16 protein-coding genes are annotated in these 19,101 nt (G+C 61.1%); 6 read left to right on the forward strand and 10 right to left on the reverse strand.

What is annotated here, in order from left to right; all coding sequences use genetic code 11:
• Nucleotides 1-11 precede the first annotated feature (11 nt).
• The 5 genes from WNY80_RS18495 to WNY80_RS18515 form a co-directional block, all read right to left on the reverse strand.
• On the reverse strand, nucleotides 12-554 hold the full coding sequence (locus WNY80_RS18495; RefSeq protein ID WP_342888893.1) for a nuclear transport factor 2 family protein: 543 nt from the start codon (nucleotides 552-554) through the stop codon (nucleotides 12-14).
• Nucleotides 541-2,655: an acetate--CoA ligase family protein gene (locus WNY80_RS18500; RefSeq protein ID WP_342888894.1), complete on the reverse strand. Its 2,115-nt coding sequence runs from the start codon at nucleotides 2,653-2,655 to the stop codon at nucleotides 541-543. The genes WNY80_RS18495 and WNY80_RS18500 overlap by 14 nt, the downstream gene beginning before the upstream one ends.
• Nucleotides 2,652-3,560, reverse strand: a complete 909-nt coding sequence (locus WNY80_RS18505; RefSeq protein WP_342888895.1) for an SMP-30/gluconolactonase/LRE family protein — start codon at nucleotides 3,558-3,560, stop codon at nucleotides 2,652-2,654. Before WNY80_RS18505 ends, WNY80_RS18500 begins: the two co-directional genes overlap by 4 nt.
• Before the next feature lie 73 nt (nucleotides 3,561-3,633).
• Complete coding sequence (locus tag WNY80_RS18510; RefSeq protein WP_342888896.1) at nucleotides 3,634-4,857, reverse strand: ABC transporter substrate-binding protein; 1,224 nt, start codon at nucleotides 4,855-4,857, stop codon at nucleotides 3,634-3,636.
• A gap of 66 nt (nucleotides 4,858-4,923) precedes the next feature.
• Nucleotides 4,924-5,682 carry a glucose 1-dehydrogenase gene (locus WNY80_RS18515; protein WP_342888897.1) on the reverse strand — a complete coding sequence of 253 codons (759 nt, stop codon included), beginning with the start codon at nucleotides 5,680-5,682 and terminating at the stop codon, nucleotides 4,924-4,926.
• 205 nt (nucleotides 5,683-5,887) lie between these two features.
• On the opposite strand from WNY80_RS18515, the gene WNY80_RS18520 reads away from it, so the two are divergent.
• Nucleotides 5,888-6,667 carry a helix-turn-helix domain-containing protein gene (locus tag WNY80_RS18520; RefSeq protein ID WP_342888898.1) on the forward strand — a complete coding sequence of 260 codons (780 nt, stop codon included), beginning with the start codon at nucleotides 5,888-5,890 and terminating at the stop codon, nucleotides 6,665-6,667.
• A gap of 146 nt (nucleotides 6,668-6,813) precedes the next feature.
• Complete coding sequence (locus WNY80_RS18525; RefSeq protein WP_342888899.1) at nucleotides 6,814-7,527, forward strand: transcriptional regulator NanR; 714 nt, start codon at nucleotides 6,814-6,816, stop codon at nucleotides 7,525-7,527.
• Between the two features lie 141 nt (nucleotides 7,528-7,668).
• Here the strand turns inward: WNY80_RS18525 and WNY80_RS18530 are convergent, their stop codons facing one another.
• The 5 genes from WNY80_RS18530 to WNY80_RS18550 all read right to left on the reverse strand — a co-directional run bounded on the left by WNY80_RS18530 (nucleotide 7,669) and on the right by WNY80_RS18550 (nucleotide 13,460).
• Complete coding sequence (locus WNY80_RS18530; RefSeq protein WP_342888900.1) at nucleotides 7,669-8,322, reverse strand: hypothetical protein; 654 nt, start codon at nucleotides 8,320-8,322, stop codon at nucleotides 7,669-7,671.
• 196 nt (nucleotides 8,323-8,518) lie between these two features.
• Complete coding sequence (locus WNY80_RS18535) at nucleotides 8,519-9,355, reverse strand: FHA domain-containing protein (protein WP_342888901.1); 837 nt, start codon at nucleotides 9,353-9,355, stop codon at nucleotides 8,519-8,521.
• The gene (locus tag WNY80_RS18540; protein WP_342888902.1) at nucleotides 9,355-9,885 is read right to left on the reverse strand and encodes a hypothetical protein; all 531 of its coding nucleotides are present in this window, start codon (nucleotides 9,883-9,885) and stop codon (nucleotides 9,355-9,357) included. Before WNY80_RS18540 ends, WNY80_RS18535 begins: the two co-directional genes overlap by 1 nt.
• A gap of 165 nt (nucleotides 9,886-10,050) precedes the next feature.
• Nucleotides 10,051-11,760, reverse strand: a complete 1,710-nt coding sequence (locus WNY80_RS18545; RefSeq protein WP_342888903.1) for a peptidoglycan-binding domain-containing protein — start codon at nucleotides 11,758-11,760, stop codon at nucleotides 10,051-10,053.
• 62 nt (nucleotides 11,761-11,822) lie between these two features.
• Entirely contained in the window at nucleotides 11,823-13,460 is a 1,638-nt protein-coding gene (locus WNY80_RS18550) for an FHA domain-containing protein (RefSeq protein ID WP_342888904.1), read from the reverse strand.
• Between the two features lie 278 nt (nucleotides 13,461-13,738).
• Between WNY80_RS18550 and WNY80_RS18555 the strand changes: the two genes are divergently transcribed.
• From WNY80_RS18555 to WNY80_RS18570, 4 genes are read left to right on the forward strand one after another with little or no spacing between them, the layout of a single operon-like run.
• Nucleotides 13,739-16,063, forward strand: a complete 2,325-nt coding sequence (locus tag WNY80_RS18555; RefSeq protein WP_342888905.1) for a protein kinase — start codon at nucleotides 13,739-13,741, stop codon at nucleotides 16,061-16,063.
• Between the two features lie 21 nt (nucleotides 16,064-16,084).
• The gene (locus WNY80_RS18560; RefSeq protein ID WP_342888906.1) at nucleotides 16,085-17,656 is read left to right on the forward strand and encodes an FHA domain-containing protein; all 1,572 of its coding nucleotides are present in this window, start codon (nucleotides 16,085-16,087) and stop codon (nucleotides 17,654-17,656) included.
• 57 nt (nucleotides 17,657-17,713) lie between these two features.
• Nucleotides 17,714-18,259, forward strand: a complete 546-nt coding sequence (locus WNY80_RS18565) for an FHA domain-containing protein (RefSeq protein ID WP_342888907.1) — start codon at nucleotides 17,714-17,716, stop codon at nucleotides 18,257-18,259.
• An 8-nt stretch (nucleotides 18,260-18,267) separates the two neighbouring features.
• Nucleotides 18,268-19,074, forward strand: a complete 807-nt coding sequence (locus WNY80_RS18570; RefSeq protein ID WP_342888908.1) for a protein phosphatase 2C domain-containing protein — start codon at nucleotides 18,268-18,270, stop codon at nucleotides 19,072-19,074.
• Nucleotides 19,075-19,101 lie beyond the last annotated feature (27 nt).

Raw genomic sequence — 19,101 nt, forward strand, 5'->3', positions numbered from 1 at the left:
CGACTGCGTGATCAGCCCGCCTTGCGCTTGCCCATGTGGTAGACCGGATCATCGGGAAAATTGCTGCCGATCGGGGTTCTTGGCCCGAAGCGGTCTTCCTCGCTGTCTTCGGGCACGGCCTGTGGCTCGACCCAGTCGAAGACCACCGTGCGCTCCAGCACGCGCCACTCGTCCGCGCGCTTTTCGAAGACGTCACAATAGCGGCCGCTGAGCGCAAACTGGCGCACCACGCCATCGCCGCCGGCACCGCGCTGCAATGCCGAGAAATAGCTCTCCACGTGGGCGGTCGTCGGTGACTGGAATTCAATCAGCACATTGGAAATGGCGTGGATATTGCGCGGCCCCTTGGCCCAGACCGCCTTGGCCCATTCGACAAAGCCGTCGATCGGGCCGTTGTAGCTGCCGTGATTGTCGATTGCATCCGGCCAGTAGGCCGAGCGCAGCGTGGCCTCATCGGCGCGGTCGATGCCGCGGCAATACAGGTAAAGGCAATCGCGGATCGCCTCGCGATCCATCAGTTCGACGATCCTGGCATCCATGTCAGTTGCGGTCATTGCCGGCCTCCTTGTTCAGAACGATCAGCGCGTCGAGCGGCACAACGCCCTCGCCGCGCGGCAGCACACGAACCGGATTGAGATCGATGCTCTCGATCCGGTCGGCATGCGCTGCGGCGAACCGTGACAGGTCGGAAAGCATCCGCGCAAGCGCCTCGATATCGGATGGCGGCGCGCCCCTGACCCCTTCAAGCATGGCAAAGCCGCGGATCTCGCGGATCATCCGCATGGCTTCCGCCTGATCAAACGGAGCCGCGCGGAAGGTCACATCCTTGAGCACCTCGACGAAGATCCCGCCAAGACCGAACATCACCACCGGTCCGAGTACCGGGTCCTGCATCACCCCGACGATGGTCTCGACACCTTCGGGCGCCATCGGGGCGACCAGAATGCCGTCGATCCTTGCGTCAGGCGCATGGTCTGCGGCGCGCGCGAGAATGGCTTGCGCAGCCTGGCGTGCGGCGTCTGCGTCGCGGACATTGACCGCCACGCCACCGACCTCGGTCTTGTGGGCGATATCCGGAGAGCAGATCTTGAGCACGACCGGAAAACCAAGCTGACTTGCGGCTTCGCCGACATCACCGTCAACAGGCACTAGGCGCTCGTCAGGGAAAGACAATCCGGCCTCACCGAGGATCTTCTTGGCATCCGCCTCGCTCAGCGCGCCTTCCGGCAGGTCGAACCGCTGGCCCGGGGTCACAGCCACGGCATTGCGGCTGGCGTCGAAGCCCTGCTTGAGCCAGACCAGCGCGCCGAGCGCCCTGGCCAGCGCCGAGCCATCCTCGTAGACAAGGAAGCCGTCGTTTTCGTACTGGCGCACCACGTCGGCAGGCGCGGACATGGTCAGCCCGCGGATCTTGCCTTCCTGCCCGTCCATCGCCGCCATCAAGGCCTTGCGCAGCGGGTCGGCGAAGCTCTTCGACGAAGGCCCGGTGCCGAGAATGGCGGTGAAGATGTCGTAGCCACCCTCGGTGATCATGGCGCGCACATACTTGGTCAGCAGATCCATGTTGCTGACCACCTGCGCGGTGGCATCGACCGGATTGCGCGGCGACGAATAAGGCAGCATTTCCTTGAGCTTGTCCTGTGCCGCCTCGGGCATGGGTGCCACATCAAGACCGGCCGCTTCCGCGTCGTCCGCCAACTGGATGCCAAAGCCGCCCGACATGGTGAAGATGCCGACACGGTTGGTGGGAGGATAGATGCCTGACGCACAGGCATACGCGACATCCAGTTGCTCGACGGTGGTGGCAGCACGGTAAACGCCGTACTGGCGCAACACCGCGTCAAACACCGCGTCCGAGCCGGCGAGCGAAGCCGTGTGCGATGCCGCGGCTTCCGCGCCGACGTCGGAGCGGCCGGTCTTCATGAAGATGATGGCTTTTTCCGCCTTGCGGGCGCGTTCGAGTGCCGCAACGAAGCTGTCACGGTCACGCACGCCTTCGGCATAGGCCATGATCACATTGGTGTCGGGCTGCTGCACCATCCAGTCGAGCGTTTCGGCAACATCGATGTCGCATTCATTGCCGGTGGTGACCCATTGGCTGATCCCAAGGCCGCGTTGCCGCGCAAGATGGGCGATGTGCGCGCCGTAGGCGCCGCTCTGCGAAACGATGCCGACCGGACCGGGGGCGATCAGTTCATTGTCGAGCACCACCGAGAAGGTGCCGAAATAAGCTGCGGACGGGTTGAAAACACCAAGGCAGTTCGGCCCCAGCAGGCGCATGCCACTGCTCCTGGCAATGGCAACCATGTCGGCCTGCAGCCGTTCGCCCTCGGCTCCGGCCTCGGCAAATCCGGCCGAAAACACGATGGCCGATTTCACACCCGCTTGCGCGCATTCTTCAACCGTCTGCCGGATGAGATGGGCGGGCACCGCCAGGATGACGGTATCGGGAACTTCAGGAAGCGCGGAGATGCTGGCGTAGGCAGGCAAACCCTGAACGGTTTCACGCTTCGGATTGACGGGAAGCACCGCGCCCTTGAAGCCTGAAGCCTTGAGATAGCGCAGCGGCCGTCCGCCGATACGGGTCGGATCTTCGGATGCCCCGACAAGGGCGACACTGTTGGGAGCCAGAAGGCTCGAGAATGCTGACGTCATGGCTGAAGGCTCTGCTGTTGTCCAAAACGCGGTTCGGGCAGGCCGGTGACGCCAAGCCCGTCGAGTGCGTAAAGCGCGCCACCGTTGGGGTGGCGGGAAATGGCGCGGCCGGAGCCGGAATCCTTGATCGACGTGACGTAGAGCGTCGACAGGTCGGGACCGCCAAATGTCATGCAGCTGGGCATGTCGGTCGGCGCCTCGATCAGGCAATCAAGCTTGCCGTCTGGCCGGAAACGGCCAATCTTGCCTGCCTGGACCAGCGCCACCCAGATGCAGCCTTCGCTGTCGACGGTGGCGCCATCGGGGCCGGAATCGAATTCGGCGGTGTCGACATGGATCCGGGGACGGTCGAGCGCGCCCTCTTCCTTGTCGTAGGCATAGGCGCGGACCTTGCGGTCAAGGCTGTCGGAGAAATACATCGTCGCCCCGTCCGGGCTGAAGCACAGCGAATTGGCGATGCGGATGCCATTGGCCAGGATATCGGCCTTGCCATTGACGTCAACGCGAATGAGTTCGCCGCAAGGTTCTGCGAAAACGCCCATCGAGCCGCACAGGAACCGGCCCTGCCGGTCAACCTTGCCATCATTGAAACGGATACGATCGCTGGCATTGGGCAGCTTGAACAGCTGCGTACACTCACCGGAGGCGATATCGACCAGATAGATACCGTCGACCAGCCCGGCCACCAGTTTTCCGTCTGTGGCCAGACCGATGGATCCGATCATCGAAGGAACACCGATCTGCCGGAACGTGCCGGCCACCGTGTCGTGCACATTGATCAGGCGCGATACGCCATCCACCCAGTAAAGTGTTGAATTCTGGGGATCCCAGACGGGGCTTTCGCCCAGCATGTCCGTGGTCGGGGAGATCCGCCGGGCGGTTACGTTTCTCGCTACTTTGGTCATATCTTGCCCTGAAGTGTATTCGATAAAAGGCGCGGCCGAAGATCGGGCTCCGGCCGCACGCTATTGAGCCGGGTTACTTCAGCAACGAGCAGGAGCTGTCGCTTTCCGAACGCCATGCTGTTTCGGCCGGGATTTCGCCGATCATTTCGTAGTAATCCCAGTCACCCTTCGATTCCTCGGGCGACTTCACCTTCGAGGACAGCATCGGCTTCATGACCACACCGTCGGCGCGGATCTTCGCATCCTTGATGATCAGGTCGTTGACCGGAGTGTCGCGCATGGAAGTCATGACGGAGACACCGTCATCGGCACCGGAGGCGGCGACAGCCTTGAGGTAATGGGTCACGGCCGAATAGGTGACCAGCTGGGCTTCGTTGGGCATCTTGCCGCCGAAGGCCTCGCCATACCGCTTGGCCAGCGAACGGCTGTCGTCATCACGATCCCAGTAGGCGGCGCTTGAGAACACCAGGCCCTTGGTCGATTCCAGGCCGATGGCATGGACGTTGTTGATCAGGATGCCGAGCGGAGCGAGTTGCTGACCGGCAGCCACAATGCCGAACTCGTTGGCCTGCTTGATCAGGTTGCCAAGATCCGCGCCGGCATTGGCAATGCCGATTGCCTTGGCGCCGCTGGCCTGGGCCTGAAGCAGCTGCGAGGAGAAATCATTGGTGCCGAGCGGATGCAGGATCGAACCGACAACCTTGCCGCCGGCAGCTTCGATGAAGCTGGTCGCGTCGACCTGCCACTGCTTGCCGAAGGCATAATCGACGGTGATGAAGTACCAGCTGTCCATGCCACGCGCCATCTGCGAGGCGACTGCGCCCTTGGCGAGGGTATAGGTGTCAAAGCCCCAGTTGGTGGTCATCGGCGAGCAGGCTTCATTGGTCAGTGCGGTCGAAGCCGTACCGGCGACCAGATAAGGCTTTTCCTTGTCGCGCATGATGTCGTTGACGGCATGTGCGATGGAGGATGCGGAACAGCCGACAATCGTGTCGACGCCTTCTTCCTCGACCCATTTGAGAGCCTGGGCGACGCCGATGTCGGGCTTGTTCTGGTCGTCGGCGACGACGACTTCGATGGGCGTGCCGTTGATGTTGCCGCCAAAATCCTCGACCGCCAGCTTGACCATGGCAACCGAACCGGGACCGCAATTGTCGGCATAGGGGCCGGACTGGTCGCTCATCACGCCGATGCGGATGACATTGTCGGAGATCTCGGCGCTGGCCGGAGATGTCACGAGGGCGGTGGTCAGCATCAGCATGCTTGCCACGCCTGTGGTTTTCCTGAGTATAGTCATCGTTTCCTCCCGTTGATTTTCTATTCCGGTTTCCTCTTGCGTTCCGCGCTTGGGCTTTCCAGCCGGTTACGAGAACGCGTAGGTAATTCCTCCGTCGACAAACAACATGTCTCCCGTCACGTAGGATGACTCTTCGGATGCCAGATAGACTGCGGCACGGGCGATATCCTCGGGCTCGCCCAGCCTGCCCAGCGGCACCCGCTGGCGGCGACGCTCCCAAGCGTCCTCCGTTAGGACCCGCATCGCACCGTCGGTGCGGGTCGAACCCGGAGCAATTGCATTGACCCGGATATTGTCGGCGCCGAATTCGGCAGCCGCGCTGCGTGTGGCCGCGGCGACCGCAGCCTTGATGGCGGAGTACATGATGCCGTGCTTCATCGCGAGGACTGCGGATGGCGATGCGATGTTGACGATCGCCCCGCCACCGGCGGCACGCATCTGCTCAAGCACGGCCTGGTATCCCCAGATGACACCCTTGAAGCCGACATCGATCATCCGGCCGATGGTTTCCTCGGTCTGATCCTCAAGCGGCCCGTAGCGATTCCACATGGCGTTGTTGACCAGCACCGTGACCGGCCCGAACGCCTCCTGCGTGGCTTTTGCGGCGGCAAACACCTCGTCGCGCTTTCCGGCGTTGCCGGCAATGGCGATGGCCTGCCCGCCAGCCGCACGCAGCTCCTCGGCCGCCTGCTCGGCGGTCTCCGGCCTGATGTCGACGACACCGACTGCCGCGCCTTCCCGTACATAGGCGTCACAGATGGCTCGGCCAATTCCCTGGCCGCCGCCAACGACGAGCGCGACGCGTCCTTCAAGCCGGCCACTCATAGTGACGTGATCCGATGATGCATTGATATTCTCTCCCATTCCTGCAGCTGACGGCGCGCAAGGCAGCCTCCGCTGCCTCCTCCTGTCGCGCCTCAACACGGCTGCGTCTGTGGAAAAGAAACTGGCATGTTTCAGCCAAATTCAGTAGAAATATTCTTATGTGGGGCAAAGTTTCACAGATGTGAATTTGGGAGGAAAACCGGCCATGGCGAATCCGCAGGTCAAATCGGCAACACGCGCCATCGAAATCCTGGAATATTTCAAGCTGGCGCAGCAGCCGCGCTCGATGTCACAGATGGCAAGTGATCTCGGTTACCCGCAGTCGAGCACGACCGTGATGCTCAAGACGCTGGTCAATCTGGGCTATCTCAATTTCGACCGCAGCACGCGCGACTACTTCCCCACCCCGAAACTCACCGCGCTGGGAGACTGGATTCCGCGCGTGATGTTCGGCTCCGGACAGATGATCGACGCGCTGAACGACCTGCACGCAGCCACCGGCGAAGGCGTTTTCCTGGGAACCAAGAACGACATCTACCTGCAGTACACCCGCACCAAGGAATCCATCCACGCGCTGCGGTTTCATATCGACGAGGGCTTCATGCGCCCCATCACGCTGTCTGCGGCGGGATGGATTCTGCTGGCCACGCTGCCCGAAGACAAGATCGACAACATTGTCCGTCGGGCCAATATCGCCACACAGAATCCGGCCGAGCGCACCGACACCAAGACCATACTGGCGCGGATCAGGGAAATCCGGGAAAACGGCTATGCCTATGCCGAAGACATCCCGCTTGAAGGCGGATCGACGCTGGCGCTGAAGCTTCCGGCCGAAGTCCAGGGGCAGCCCGTAGCGCTGGCACTCGGCGGAGTGACCGACCGGTTCAAGAAGAATTTCACCGAGTACAAGAGAGCCCTGTTTGCCGCGGCGGAAGCCGTCAAGCAGGACACCGAATTCGATCTCCCGGTTCGCATCAGCCTTTAGAGACGGCTTTCACCCGCCCATGCAGGCAGCCGAGTGATCAACCAGGGCGTTTCGAACAGATGACCGGATTTGCCAAACGGCACAATGCAGCTATCTCTAATAGACATGTGACCACAGACAAACCTACCAGCGGAGCAGAACCGAGAATGAATTATTCAGAGCCAATTGTTCGGCGCAAGATATCCGATGAAGTGCTCGACAGGCTGAAGCGGCTGATTACCGGCGGTGAACTTCAGCCAGGCGACGAGCTGCCTTCGGAACGCGAATTGATGGCGCGCTTTCAGGTCGGACGACCGGCAATCCGCGAGGCCATGCAGGCGCTTGCCAGCATGGGTCTCATCGCGATCTCGCACGGGGAGCGCGCAAAGGTGCAGCAATTGTCCGCCAGATCGATCATCAAGCAGGTTGATGTGACCGCCAAGATGATGCTGGCCTCATCCAGGGATTCGCTCGAGGATCTGAAAAGCGCGCGCATCTTCTTCGAGCGCGGCATGGTGCGGGAAGCAGCGGAGAAGGCATCGCAAGACGATATCCGGCGGTTGCGCGAAAGTCTCGCGCTGCAGCGCGCGTCGCTTGGTGACGCGAAGGCCTTCATCAACACCGACATGCAGCTGCACACGCAGATCACCGAGATATCCGGCAATCCGATCTATATCGCGGTCAGCGAAGCGTTGCTGAGCTGGCTGGCGGAATACCATACCGACATGCTGATCTGGGCCGGCAAGGAAAACTTCACCCTGTCCGAGCATGAGGAAATCATCGAGTGTATCGCCCGCCACGACGCCGATGCGGCCGAACAAGCGATGATCAGGCATCTGGAGCGTTCGCGTGAGCTTTATGTCCCAAGCTCCGGCAGCTGATCCGAAGGGCGGCGGCTTCGTTATCCAAGCCGCGGAAAGCACGCGCCGCCTGTCCGGTTGAGAAGGCGGCGCGATACGTCTGGTCCTTGCAGCAAATCCCCCGGGTTCGAAAACCGTTTCGGATCGCCACGCATCACCTGATCAACCGGTGACCGGCTCCCAGTCACCCTGGCTGCTCTTGCACCATTTCTGTTTACCCGCATCGGCGGTTCCGCCGTCCATGTCGATAAGCAGTTCGGTAAAGCGGCAGGCGGTGTAATCGGAATTGAGTTCCTCGGCATAGGATGCAACGGCTGTTGCCGAAGTTTGTGGTGCCGCAGGTGTGGCGGCTGGTTGCACCACCTCAACTGGCGCCGGCTTTTCAGCCTTGGCAACAGGCAATGGTGCCGGCGTCACCTTGGTTCTCACGGTCGCGCTCTTGCCGTTCTTGGTCGTAATGCTGCGGGTTTGCGCCCTGTTTGACTGCAAGGCAGCAAGTTCCGCTTCCCGCACCTTTGCCCGGTCTTCGGCGGCAGCAATCTCCATCAGAATGGCGCAACGCCCGACGCCGGCCACAGCACCGATCGCGGCGCCGCGTCCCATTCCACGGCTTCCGCCAATCACGCCGCCGATCACCGCACCGGAAATCGCTCCGATCGCGACACTGGCGACACATTCCGACACAGCCCTGTCCATCGCCGTTGAGCGGACTTTCCTGCCGTCAGCCGACGTCGTAGTGCATCCCTGAACAGCGATGCCGCACATCATGACAGCGGCAATCGACGCCCGGTTCCAATTTCTGCTTACAATCGCCACTGTAGCCCCCCAACTTCATAGCATCTGACGATACTATTGCGCGAGCCGAATATGGCAATACAATTCTTGATTTGGGAGACCTTTATATTTCGCGGCAGGGATTTTCGTCCACGAAGATCAGAAGCCCGCATTCACATGCGGACGACCTTCACGGATAACCATTCCCGTTAAACGGCAACTGCGGAACGTGATCGGGTCAGATCAGGATCAGCCGCATATTGGTCGAGCCCGCGCCTATGATGTCGCCGTTTTTGAGGACAACCGGGGTTTTCGCACTCACAGCCTTGTCATTGAGACGGGTACCGTTTGTCGACGGCTTGTCCTTGCCGGCGCCGTCCGCGAGGTAATACAGGCCGCCATGCAGGCGGATTTGACAGTGCACGCCGGAGATATTGGCATCCTTGCCCAGCACAAGGTCCACACCCGGCTTGCGCCCGATCACGTAAAGCCCCTTGGTCTTGAACCGCTGGCTTTGCCGCAAGGTGGCGGTTTGCCCGGCATGAGGACCGCTGTTGATCTGAAGCACCGCCTCGCCCCGCGTGACGCCGGTAACCGGTGTGACTTCGGCTCGGGTCTCGATCTCCGGCACACTCTCGCGTTTCTGGCTTGTCGCACGGGTCACGGCTGCGACCCGACCGGCCCAATCCGAATGCAGGCACCCCGAAGGATGCTTGTTGTAGGCCGGAAGCGCATTGATGTTGAGCGATGGCAACCCGCCGCCTCTAGTCAGCACCATCATGCAGCGCTTGAAGCGTGCCGTCACGCCCGGCGCGGCACCGGTCCTTTCCTCGACAATCCTGATGCCGCTGCACAGCCGCCCGACCGATACGCCGCGCGCCAGCATCTCCACAATCAGGAAATGCACCAGCAGGACAACAGGTATGACAAGGATGTAGATCCATTGCGGTGCGTAAGGCATGTTGCGTTCAATCAGCTGATGGACGATTGCCACCAGCAATGTGACAACCAGCGCGTCCACGGCAAACGCAGCAATCGACAGCCGCGCAACGGCCCGTTCATTGGCTTCCTTCATCAGGACAATCCTGTAAGCTGGACCAGGATCACAAGCGCTGTCGCGACCATCGCGAAATTCATCAGCAGCCCTGCCCGCACGGCAATGACCTCGGGGTCAGGCTCAAGTGTCAGGCGGAAATTGGTCTTGGCGAGAAAAATGCCGAATGCGACGCCAATGATGGAAAACAGCAGGACGATGACGGGCGACTTGCTGATATCGGGTTGAAAGATCCATTCGATGCAGGCAGCCATGAACAGTGCACCGAAGGCGGTCACGAGATGCGCGAACAGCTTGCGCACCTCGTTGTTGACCGATGTCAGCCAGATCCCGACCAGCGAAATCGTCCAGGCAATCGAGCCGGCAATGATCATGAAGGCGATGACGCGCGCGGGGAAAACCGACAACAACCCGGTGGAGAAATGACTGCCATAGGGCTCGTTCTTATCTTGGGAAAACCCAAGAACCGATAACCCGGTCGTAATCAGCGAACCTGCACCAACAATACCCTGAAGAGGCTTGTTGAAAGCTTCCTCGATGAGCGACTTCACCTCATTTACAATGTTGGCATAGATACTTTTCTTACCCAGATCAGGCAGAAAAAATCCAGATTTCGGCTTTGGCCGTGAGGGTGTCGCCTGACGGCCACCGCGTCTGCTTCTGTTCATGTTTTGCGTCTCATGCTCGCCCCCGAAACACTATCACCGGTCTTCCGGTCAATAGCACTGCATGGTGGCGGCCCCATCGGGCGTGTTCAGATCGACCGCGCACTGTTCGCTGTTGCTGGCGATTTCAAACGAGCCTTCCCGCTTGAAATCCTTCCAGTCATTTTCCGTCTTGCCTTCCTGGATCGCGACATAGCTGAAATCATAATCGCCCTGAATGCAGGAGCCGCTGATGTATGCAGTCGAATCGCCATTGTCGATCAGGATCGTTCCTTCCGGAGAATCGATGTTGAAATGGCTTATGGGATCATCGCCATTGGGGAAATCGAAGGACACATAGATGCTTTGGCGGCAGGTCTCGCCGGCTGAGCTATCCTCAAATCCCGCCAGGCTGTTGGCCGTTTCGACCGGCGTTTCGTCCGCACTCACCCGGATCGTGCCGTCTTCGGCTGCGGCAACCTCGTGAGGTTGAGTGTCCTCCGGGGATTGCGGCGCGGCATCAGCTGTTTGTGGCGACGGCTCCGGCGCGGACGCCTTTTCAGGGGCGTTGAGCACGATGCGGCCATCGGACCCTGCCGTTGCACCGGTCCCGGGAGCCGGCGCCGGATCGGCGGCGGCCACCTCGGGCGCTTCCCCGGAGCCATCGGCAATCAATGTCGGAGCCTGCTCGACACCGGTCAGCTTGGAAAGCATCGCAACCTTGCTCTCTCCGTCGCGCAACCAGCCGGACGCATCATCCACCGAAGTAAAGTCATCCCGCGTGTTCAAGATGACCGGCGCGGCTCCCGGGGTCGGGTCGTTGTAGGTTATCCGTATCCACTGATCGGAGAGGTCATGCGGCTTGATCTCGATATCGTTCATGCTTGCAACGATCTTGCGGGGTTCCCCGCCACCGGCAGGCAACACCTCGATGGCGATCAGGCCATCCGGCTGCAGCTCCGCGCCTTTGACGGCGCTGAGCCCGCCGGCCATGAGGAAATCCGTGGCAAACCGGTCGAACCGGGATTGCGCCAACCGGTACTCCGGGATGGCTGCGACCGCAGGCGTGACGGCTGGCGCGGACACCCTTTGCGGGCTGACCTTGACCGGCGCTCCGAAACTGTCGTCGACGCGATCGAGGGCCGCCTCGCGGACATACCCTGCCTCCGAGGCGCGGGTGAACAGCAAATAGCGCTGCTCGGCAGTCAGATAACCGGTCTCAGGTTCGCCAAGGCTTACCTGAAACTGCTTGACGGCAGAACGGCTGCCGGGTCCGAAATCGCCATCAATCTTCTTCTTGTAAAGTCCCTGGCTTGCGAGCGCGCGCTGGATGTCCTTGATGTCTTCCTTGACCTTGGCCGAAACTGCGCTGCGCGTCTTTTTGCTCACGCTGCGGCCGGGTGCGAGGACGATGCGCTGCTTGTAGCAACGGGTGCAAGCAGACCACGCCATTTCATCACCATATTTACGCGCCATGTCTTCCTTGAACACGACCGGCGCGGCAATCAGCGCAACCCCGATGATGGCGGCAGCGGGCGAATCACCGGTGATTCCGCCAACCAGGAGGCCAACGCCCACGCCCTGAATGATGCGCTTGCCAACGCCACTCTTGTTGAGCGATTTTCTTGCCTTGCTGAAATCCTTGCGGAACTGCTTGCCCACTTTCTTGAAATCAAGCGCCTGCGTGGTGTCGGGCACGATGACGGCGGAACTGACAGACATTGCCATCGCCAAGGCAAAAGTGGAAACGATAGCCCCTGAACGCATTCTGCTGGTTGCCATTTTGCCCTCCATCCAATTTTGTCGCACCACGTCGGGTTGCGTTGCTTTCATTCAATCAATAATCAGGATTGCAATGATATTGTAAGTTCCGTGCGCCCGAAAGATAATATTTTTGCGTTCCTGATCTGGACCGGCACGGAGCCGACCTGCTTGTGATCGACAAAGGTTCCGTTCGAGGAACCAAGATCAATGATCGACAGTTCGCCGTGACGGTTCATTCCAATCTGGGCATGGCGGCGGGACACGGAATCATCGTCAATCACGATATCGCTGTCGGCGCTGCGCCCGATCGTACAGATCACGTTCAATTCAGACCCCTTGGCCGGACCTGACTCGGCGACCGTGTGCTGGATCGTGGTGCCGCGCAGATCAAAGCCCGAGAGCAGCCATTTCCGCTTGCCCGCCGCCGGTGTTCCGGCCGGCCGGTTGATCTCGCCGGACTCCACCGAAAGCTCGGCATTGCCAAGATGCAACACCGAGCCGGGGCGCAGAAACTGCCCCTGGGTGCGGGTCACCACCGCGCCATCCAGGCGGGTGCCGTTTGTGGAGCCGTCGTCATGCACAACCATGTCTTTGCCATGGTAGCGGATGCGCGCGTGCCTGCGGGATACCGACGGATCATCGATCACGATGGTGGCGTCGCCACCGGCTCGGCCAAGCACCACGCCTGCACCCCGGAGTTCGGTGTCGAAGCGGGCCAGGGAATGGGTCCGGCCGCCGGCTACATCGTGCAGCAGGATGTCAGCCGCAGGCGCTGCGGGCGGTGTCGCGTCGACAGGAAAGTCAGTATCGATCTCGATATCCGGATCGGGAACAAACGCCCCCTGCCCCGCACCGCCGGCATCCTTGCGCCAGTAGAAGCCCGCAAAGACGACCGACATGAAGGCCAGCGCCATCGAGGATCCGATGGCAGTGAGTTCATAGACATCCAGCCCGCCACGGCAACGTCCGGGGGTCACCGAAACCGGGATTTCCTTTTCGCTCAACCCGAGCAGAACCTCGCGGACATGAACCGCGAATTCCAGGTCCCCGGGATCGTTGACGGTCACTTGCCCGGCGTTGACCAGAGCATTGTAGATATCGCGCGCGCCAACGGTCGAACGCGTGCCCAGCGTGTTGACGCCGACGACACGATTGCAGGCGTCAAACAGCGGCCCGCCGGAATTGCCGCCGTTGATGTTGGCGCTGTGCTGAATGGTCAGGCGCTGGACCGTCGGCACCAGGCGCTGGATCGTGCCGCTGGATACGGTCGGATCGAGAAGGGTCCGGTCGCGTGTCGCCGGGTCGAAGACCCCGCGCTCCAGTCCCCTTGCAACCCTGTCGGCAATCCCGGGAAAGCCAACCGCGGTGACGCTCTCGGTCTTGCTCAGCTCGGCTGTCCCGACCCCTGCAAGCTCGACCGTCTTGCCCGGCAGAGGAGCATTGGTGCGCAGGATGGCGAGATCCTTGTCCGAATTGTACCAAAGCACCCGCGCTTCCACGAAGCTGCCCTGGCCATCTGCCATGAAAGCGACCTGGATGCGCGTGGCGCCATCGATGACATGGTTGTTGGTGATCACGATTCCCGGTTCGGCAACCTTGAATCCGGAGCCATGCCCCATGCCGTCATCGGTTGTAACGACAATGCGGTAAACGCCGTCCTCAATGTCTTCTCTGGCCAGAGACCAGAACAGCGTGATCAACGCCAGTATTGTGAACACCAGAGTCGCAACCAGAAAAACGTTGCGACCACTCCTGTTCAACATATCCTTGACTGCAAAAGCCAATTACCCCTCCGGACCCGCGCCACCATGCCCCACACTGCTATGATTGCAGATGGCGTGCAATGCACAAAACCGATCTTTTTCACTACCGAGGCGGGTATTTTCTGCTTATTGATTTGGTCCTATTGCAATTGCCGGTAGGATCGATTTGTATTGCCACGGTGCGGCACAGGCCGCGCCTGGGCATGGGGCACAATGAGCAAAACGCGGTCAAGATGAGTATAAGGCACGCCCTTGAGCCCGGCACGATGCTGCGTCAGTACAGGATTGATTCTGTTGTCGGACAGGGCGGGTTCGGGATCACCTATCTGGCCTTCGATACCGACCTTCAGCGCCGTGTGGCGATCAAGGAGTGCTATCCGCGCGACTTCGTTTCTCGCGAGGGCACCACGGTTGTTCCAACCGGGGCCAGCCAGACCAAGGATTTCCAGTGGGCGCTCGGCAAGTTCGTCGATGAAGCCACCACGCTGGCGCGTTTCAAACATCCCGGGATCGTGCAGGTCCTGCAGATCATAAAGGACGAGAACGAGAGCGCCTACATGGTGCTCGAGTTTGTCGAGGGACAGTCGTTTGACCAGTGGCTGAAATCGAAGACCGGCCCGCCTGACGAGGAAAGCCTTAAGACCGTGATCGCTCCACTTCTGGATGCGCTTGAAGTGGTTCATGAAAACAATATCGCGCATCGCGACATTGCGCCCGACAACATTTACATCCGCGATGACGGCAGTGCCGTTCTGCTTGATTTCGGCGCAGCCAAGCAGACCCTGGTTCAGCAGAGCCGGACACTGAACCTGGTCGTCAAGGACGGTTATTCAGCACCTGAACAATATTACGCCGAAGGCCGCCAGGGCCCGTGGACCGACGTCTATGCCTTTGCCGCCACCTTGTACCGGGCCATTGCCGGAAAGCGGCCGGTCGATGCAATGGCGCGGCTCGACGCGCTCAACAATGACGAGCCCGATCCGCTCGAACCCTTGAGCAAACTGGCGCCCGGCGGCTACAGCAGCGGCTTTTTGTCGGCAATCTCGGATGGGATGGCGCCGCAAACCAAGGCGCGGCCGCAATCGGTCAAGGCGTGGCGCGCATCCATACTGGGAACCGGACCGGCCTCCCCGGCTACGGGCACGACACCGGCTGACGCGGCGATCGACAAGACCCGGGTTCAGCGGTTTGACCCCGCCAATTCCGGTGACAGCAAAGATCCGGCCAGGAAAAAATCGCGAAGTGCCGCGACCATACTTGCAGGCCTTGTTCTGGTTTGTGCAGCCGGGGTTGGCGCATACCTGTTCTTCCAGCACTCGACCGCCCAGGCGGAAAAGCGGGCATGGGACGACGCCGTGTCCGAAGACACCGTCGCGGCATACCAGGGCTTCATGTCCAGCCACCCCGCATCAGAGCTGACGTCCTCGGCGCAATTGGCGATCAGGGCGCTGAACAGCCCCTGGACCAAGGTGATTGACCTCGCAGCAAGCGAAAGGGCCAATGACGTCGCCATCACCGGCAAAGCCATCGTCATTGCCGGCGGCACCGTTGCAAGCGGCTCCACCGAGATGAAGGCGCTGGTTCAATCGGTCAGCCTGAGCGGAAGGCAGAACTGGCGCGCCAGCTACGGCGGCACCGGATCGCATGTGTTTGAAGGCATCCATGCGGCGCCTGACGGGGACTTCGTGGCGGTCGGCAACAGCCGCGCTGGCGGATCTTCCGGCCAGAAGGGGCTGGTTGTAAAGTACGACGCGAACGGCGCTCAGAAATGGGCCAAGCTGGTCGGTGACGGCGGCGACAACGGCCTGATGGACGCGGTGGTGAAACCGGATGGCAGCGTTGTCGCGGTCGGATGGGCGAAAAGCCCGAGCGGATCGGGAACCGATGGCTGGGTTGCCACGCTCAATCCGTTCGGCGACCTGATGAACGCACGCTTTCTCGGCGGGCCGGGCAACGACCGCTTCGACAGCGTCGCACTGATGCCCGACGGCACACTGGCGATGGTTGGCCAGCAGCAGCGCGAAGGTGCGCAGGACGCCAATTTCTGGCTGGTCAAGCTCGCAGCCGACGGCAATGTGATTCTCGACCGGGCGCCGGGCGGACGGAACACGGACAGTTTCGGCGCAGTGGCTGCAACCCCCGACGGGCAACTGGTCGTGGTCGGCCAGACCGACAGTTTCGGCTCGAACACGTTCGACGGCATGATCATGCGGGTGACAGCCGACAACAAGACACCGCCCAAGGTGCTTGCCGAGGCCCGCGACGACTATCTGACCGGCGTGGCACTTGCCCCGGACAACAGCGTCGTGGTGGCCGGCTATACCTCCTCGCGCGGCGCAGGCCAGACCGATGGCTGGGTGATCAAGTACAATGAGAAGCTCGATGCCGTGCGATGGGAGCGCGTGCTCGGCGGCAAGGGATGGGATACCATCGAAAATGTAGCTGTCCTGCCGGATGGCTCCACCATCCTTGTTGGCGCCAAGGGCAAGGAAGGATCAAGCGGATCGGATCTTTGGATCATAAGGCTTGGCCCGGACGGACAATATGACGGAAGTTAACTGCGAAGATTGGGGGCCGGTATGGCTTTAGCAACAGAATTGGCCGGGTACGGTTCGCCGCAAAAACTGCATCTTTGCCGGGCGATGTTCCGGCAGGGCAGATCGCTCGGCACGGCCCTCGCCTTGACGGCGGCAACCCTGCTGTTTGGGCTTGGCGCGCGGACGCACGCAACCGAATTGTTGATGGACTGCGCGGAAGACAAGGTGGCACAGAGCGCCACGGTGGCATGCGACTTCCGCTTCACCGAGCCGCAACAACTCGAGGAACTGACGCTGTCAGCCAACGGGCAGGCAATCGTGGGTTCCAGCTTCAGCCCCTACCCCGGTACCGGCGAGAAATCCGCCTGGCTTTACCTGATCGACCGTTCAAATCCGCGCCGGGCGGCGACCGTCCAGCGCAATGTCGACATTGCGGGGCAGCAGTTGCAAACCGCTTCGGGGTCACGGCTGATCGGGCTGGCGACCTTCGCCAATGATATCGAGGTCGTGCTTGAGCCGGCCTCGCGGCACCCCAATCTTGATGCCACGCTTGCGACGGTCAAGGCGGATGGCGCGGCGACCGAGCTGTTCGCCAACTCGCTCAAGGCGATCGACATTCTCAAGACTGTGCCCGCGGACCGGAAAGCGCTGGTCATCATGTCGGACGGCAAGGCCGAAGACACGGCCTATACCCGCCAGGACGTGGTGGATGCGGCCCGTTCCGCAGGCGTCATCATCATCGGCCTGGGGTTTGCCGAGAGCAATTCCGAAACCCCGGCACTGCAGGAGCTGCGCCGTCTTGCCGAGGAGACCGGCGGTTACTTCGATGCCGTTGTCGGCAGCCAGGCTTTTGCGTCGGACTTTGCCGGCAAATTGCCGCGATATCTTGAAAATGGCGGCACGATCCGCGGCCCCGTGGGAGATGCCTCCGGTGACGTCGCGATCGAGCTCTCAGCCAAGGTGGCTGGCGGCGCCAGCTATGACGCGACACAGAAAGTGGCGATCGAAGCGGCTCCGCTGCCCGAACCGCCCAAGCCGCTGTCCACGGTGGCTTCCATCTATGCCTCGATGCTGGGTGAAGGCAGCGACACGGTGACATGGGCGGACAACAACCAGGTCCTCGCCTGGCTGTTGCTGGCAATCCTGCCGGTACTGATCATCGCCGGCCTGGGTTTCTGGCTCAGCAAGAAAAACCGCGACACGGTGGATGCGTTCGAAGAGGTCGACCTCGACGATGCGGAAACGCTTTCGACCATGCGGACGGAAGCGCTGGAAGGCAATTTCGAAGACGAGGCGACGCGGTTTGTCTCGGCGGCGAACACGGACTCTTTCGGCTATTTCGAAATCGTCGGCAGTGAAGACAGGCCTTTCGCCATCACGGCACATTCGATTTCGATCGGCCGTCATTCCGACAACGACTTTGTGCTGAGCAACGATTCGGTACACCGTCATCATGCCCATTTCCATATTTCGCCAGACGGGGTTCCGACGATCAATGATCTCGACACCACCAACGGCGTGGTGATCAATGGCAGCCGGGTGGACCGGGCCGATCTGCAGAGCGGGGACCTGATCGAATTGGGTGAAGTCCGCCTGAGATACGTTGCCGGATAAGATATCAAGCAGTTGCAGGGGGCTGACCGCCTCGAAGCGCTCTGAGGAGAGACCGAAATGAACGATGACAACAAGACACGCATCCTGCGGCCACAACCACCTGCCGGTCGCGGCAATGACGAAACGCACAACATCAAGTCCTCCGGCTCGCATGCAGGACATGACGTGGAGGCCGAGGACGAGCCGCGCACCCGCGTCATTTCCAGCCGCAGCCCGAAGCGCAGCGAAGAGACCAGCGACGATGGCGGCTACGAACTCGCGGCGGGCTGGCTGGTCGTAATCGAAGGCCCCGGACGTGGTTGTACGCGCGAAATCTATTACGGCATGAACAGCATCGGCCGCGGCTCGGAAGAGCGCATTGCGCTTGATTTCGGCGATACGACGATCTCGCGGGAGGCCCACGCCTACCTCGTCTTCGACGAAAAACAATCGGATTTCTATCTCCAGCACGGCGGCAAATCCAACCTGGTGCGGCTCAACGGTGCGCCGGTGCTTGCACCGCAGCCGCTCAAGAACGGCGACACCATTGAAATCGGTGACACCAAACTCCGCTTTGTACCGCTGTGCGGGGATGACTTCACCTGGGAGGCGGCCAATCCTTGACCCGCGACATGCTTGACTACGCAGGTGCACAGATTGCGGGAAAGCGGGCCTACCAGGAGGATGCGTTCGCTTTCCGCGCGGTCACGGGCAATGACGAGAGCCTGATTTGCCTGCTTGCGGACGGCATGGGCGGCCACGCCGCCGGGGATGTGGCCGCAAACACGTCAATCGAAGCCTTCAGCGACGCAATCGAGTGGCAATCGCGGCCACTCCACGAGCAGTTCATCCGCGCCCTGGACAAGGCAAACCGGGCGATCTACCGCACTGCAAAGGATGATCCGGCCAAGGACGGCATGGGATGCACATTCGTCGCCGTCGAGATCGCCAACGGCCACTGCAACTGGATCAGCATCGGCGATTCCCCGCTATTTCATGTCTCGGGAAACCAGATCAGGCGGATCAATGCCGATCATTCCATGGCGCAGCAACTCGATGCGGCCGCAGCGCGTGGAGAGATCACCCCGGAGGAAGCGCGCAACAGCTCGTCGCGCAACATTCTGCTTTCAGCCCTGACGGGTGATCCGATAACGCGGGTGGACCAGTCAAAGGCCGCCCGGGCGCTTGGCAAGGGGGACTGGATCATCCTGGCCAGTGATGGCCTGGAAACGCTCGAGCCCAACGAGATCCTGTCGCTGGTTCAGCGCCATCGCGATTCTTCGGCCAAGCAGATGTGCAGTTTGCTGCTCCAGTCCGTTGAATCGCGCAACAAGCCCGGACAGGACAACGCCACCGTCATGGCAGTGCGGGTGCTGGAGCGTTCGGCCGGTGCCGTGCCCGATGATGAAGTGACAACCCGGCCGATCCGGGCCGGTTGAACCACCGCCGGCCCGCGAAATCCGAGA

This window comes from Hoeflea sp. AS16 (assembly GCF_038900095.1).
Classification (GTDB): Bacteria; Pseudomonadota; Alphaproteobacteria; order Rhizobiales; family Rhizobiaceae; genus Hoeflea.

Coding starts and splice junctions, on each gene's coding strand:
- WNY80_RS18520 (WP_342888898.1), top strand. CDS start 5,888: ATGGCGAATCCGCAGGTCAAATCGGCAACACGCGCCATCGAAATCCTG.
- WNY80_RS18555 (WP_342888905.1), top strand. CDS start 13,739: ATGAGTATAAGGCACGCCCTTGAGCCCGGCACGATGCTGCGTCAGTAC.
- WNY80_RS18560 (WP_342888906.1), top strand. CDS start 16,085: ATGGCTTTAGCAACAGAATTGGCCGGGTACGGTTCGCCGCAAAAACTG.
- WNY80_RS18535 (WP_342888901.1), bottom strand. CDS start 9,355: ATGAAGGAAGCCAATGAACGGGCCGTTGCGCGGCTGTCGATTGCTGCG.
- WNY80_RS18565 (WP_342888907.1), top strand. CDS start 17,714: ATGAACGATGACAACAAGACACGCATCCTGCGGCCACAACCACCTGCC.
- WNY80_RS18500 (WP_342888894.1), bottom strand. CDS start 2,655: ATGACGTCAGCATTCTCGAGCCTTCTGGCTCCCAACAGTGTCGCCCTT.
- WNY80_RS18505 (WP_342888895.1), bottom strand. CDS start 3,560: ATGACCAAAGTAGCGAGAAACGTAACCGCCCGGCGGATCTCCCCGACC.
- WNY80_RS18545 (WP_342888903.1), bottom strand. CDS start 11,760: ATGGCAACCAGCAGAATGCGTTCAGGGGCTATCGTTTCCACTTTTGCC.
- WNY80_RS18495 (WP_342888893.1), bottom strand. CDS start 554: ATGACCGCAACTGACATGGATGCCAGGATCGTCGAACTGATGGATCGC.
- WNY80_RS18510 (WP_342888896.1), bottom strand. CDS start 4,857: ATGACTATACTCAGGAAAACCACAGGCGTGGCAAGCATGCTGATGCTG.
- WNY80_RS18515 (WP_342888897.1), bottom strand. CDS start 5,682: ATGAGTGGCCGGCTTGAAGGACGCGTCGCGCTCGTCGTTGGCGGCGGC.
- WNY80_RS18525 (WP_342888899.1), top strand. CDS start 6,814: ATGAATTATTCAGAGCCAATTGTTCGGCGCAAGATATCCGATGAAGTG.
- WNY80_RS18570 (WP_342888908.1), top strand. CDS start 18,268: ATGCTTGACTACGCAGGTGCACAGATTGCGGGAAAGCGGGCCTACCAG.